Annotated in this window: 2 protein-coding genes and 1 tRNA gene; all 3 read left to right on the forward strand. The window is 50.3% G+C overall.

Annotation, left to right across the window (positions count from 1 at the left end):
• The coding region (locus tag V6D20_09610) for a hypothetical protein (GenBank protein ID HEY9816035.1) at positions 1-222 on the forward strand (222 nt) is incomplete at its 5' end.
• A 93-nt stretch (positions 223-315) separates the two neighbouring features.
• Positions 316-1,059: a DUF2993 domain-containing protein gene (locus tag V6D20_09615; GenBank protein HEY9816036.1), complete on the forward strand. Its 744-nt coding sequence runs from the start codon at positions 316-318 to the stop codon at positions 1,057-1,059.
• 180 nt (positions 1,060-1,239) lie between these two features.
• A tRNA-Met gene (locus tag V6D20_09620) sits at positions 1,240-1,311 on the forward strand.
• Positions 1,312-1,750 lie beyond the last annotated feature (439 nt).

Below are 1,750 nucleotides of genomic sequence, written 5' to 3' on the forward strand. Positions count from 1 at the left end.
ATTGCCTCTGATGGTCGAGCCATCAGCAACCTCACCCAAGATCTGTTGCGCCAGCAGGCCAATGATTCACCGCTGATTCGTACGGCAGACCTTGTCAGCCCCTACGAAACATCCCTGCAACTCCAGCCCATCGTGCCAACCGAGCGCTTCGACCCAGCCCCACCCTACAATCCTCCTATCATTCGCCAACCCTCTGTCGCTCCTGTTCCTGGACTTTGGTAAAGATAGGTTCGGATCATCCCTGGGAACGATACAATTCTTAATGAATTCGCCTACACTTGAGAGGAATCACCTAGTTTTAGGATCAGACTCTCGGTGCTATTAGGACTTGACAACCTCGGGGAAAAAACCCTCAATCGAATTGCAGAGCTAGCCCTATCTAGCCAGTTAGATCACGTCGATGATTTGACCGTTCAGATCAAAACCAATATGGATCTAATTGCTCAAGGGCGGCTAGAGTCCATGTTAATTGATGGCAAAGGGCTAGTCATGCAGCAAGATTTGCGCATGCAGCACATGATCATTCGCATTGGGCAAGTCGCCGTGAATCCAATGGCGGCTCTGATGGGCAATATCCAACTCACCCATCCAACCCAAGGCAGCGCTCACATTACCCTCACCGCCTCCGACCTCACCCAAGCGTTTAACTCCAGCATTCTCAATGCGCAGATGCAGGGCGTGGTAGTTGAAGACGATGGGCAAGAGGTTGTTCTGGATGTGCAATCGGTGAACTGCCAGCTCTGTGATACGGGGGAGTTGATCATTCAAGCTACCGTGAGCTTGCGTCCTCAAGACATGGCTCAGCACGTTGAGTTTTACGCAACGCCCCAAATTATTGATCAGGGGCGACGGGTACAGCTTGACCAGGTGCGCTATACCCAGGGGCAAGATCTGCCGTCAGCCGTCACCCAAGCGTTGATCGAGCGTGCGACCCAAGTCTTAGATCTCAAGAACTTTGAGATGGACGGTATCCACCTAAACTTAGAAACTTTGACGATAACAGCAGAGACCCTCACCCTAGAGGCGATCGCCCATGTCATCCGGTTTCCCAAGCTTTAGAGACCTGTGTCCGGGGTGCAGATCATCGGTTGAATCCCTTTGGATCAAGCTGACTGCCATCAACGAAAAAAAAATTGTCTTGCCTCTATGACGTAAGCGCAAATTATGTTAATTTAATTAAGGCGATGAGGGCAGCCAACTGGCCTTATCGACTATGGTGAACGTCAAGTCACCCCATTCGGCTCAATAGCTCAGGGGTAGAGCAGGGGACTCATAAGCCTCGTGTCGGTGGTTCAAATCCACCTTGAGCCATTTTCCAATCCTTGGTTCGCTAGCTCGACCTAAGTGGACGTATTCTATCTCGTCCAGACATGGGTTGCGTAAATTTTGGCGATCGCTCTCTTAGAGCTGTGATGAGCTAGTCATAGATCTAGAGTCAGCCGGTTGAGATCTGTCCTAGATCGAACGTCTAAACCTTGGAAGGTCTCTAGGATTTCTTGACCTCCTATTTGTTATCTCTTAGAGAAGGTGATTCGTAGTCTACAAGCGATCGCCCCTTCCAACATTCTTCCTGGGAAAAGCGATCGTCCTTTCACCATCTCTCAGGAAAAGCGACGCCCAGAGGTTTTCTAGAGGCATGAGATGTATCGGAGTATCCTACACCTGATGCAGTACAGTACCCGCTCCATAACGACTTGGGCATCAGCGGCGGTAGGAATTTTGGAGTCATCACCAGAGTATTGAAGCCATC

This window comes from Candidatus Obscuribacterales bacterium, assembly GCA_036703605.1.
GTDB lineage: Bacteria > Cyanobacteriota > Cyanobacteriia > RECH01 > RECH01 > RECH01.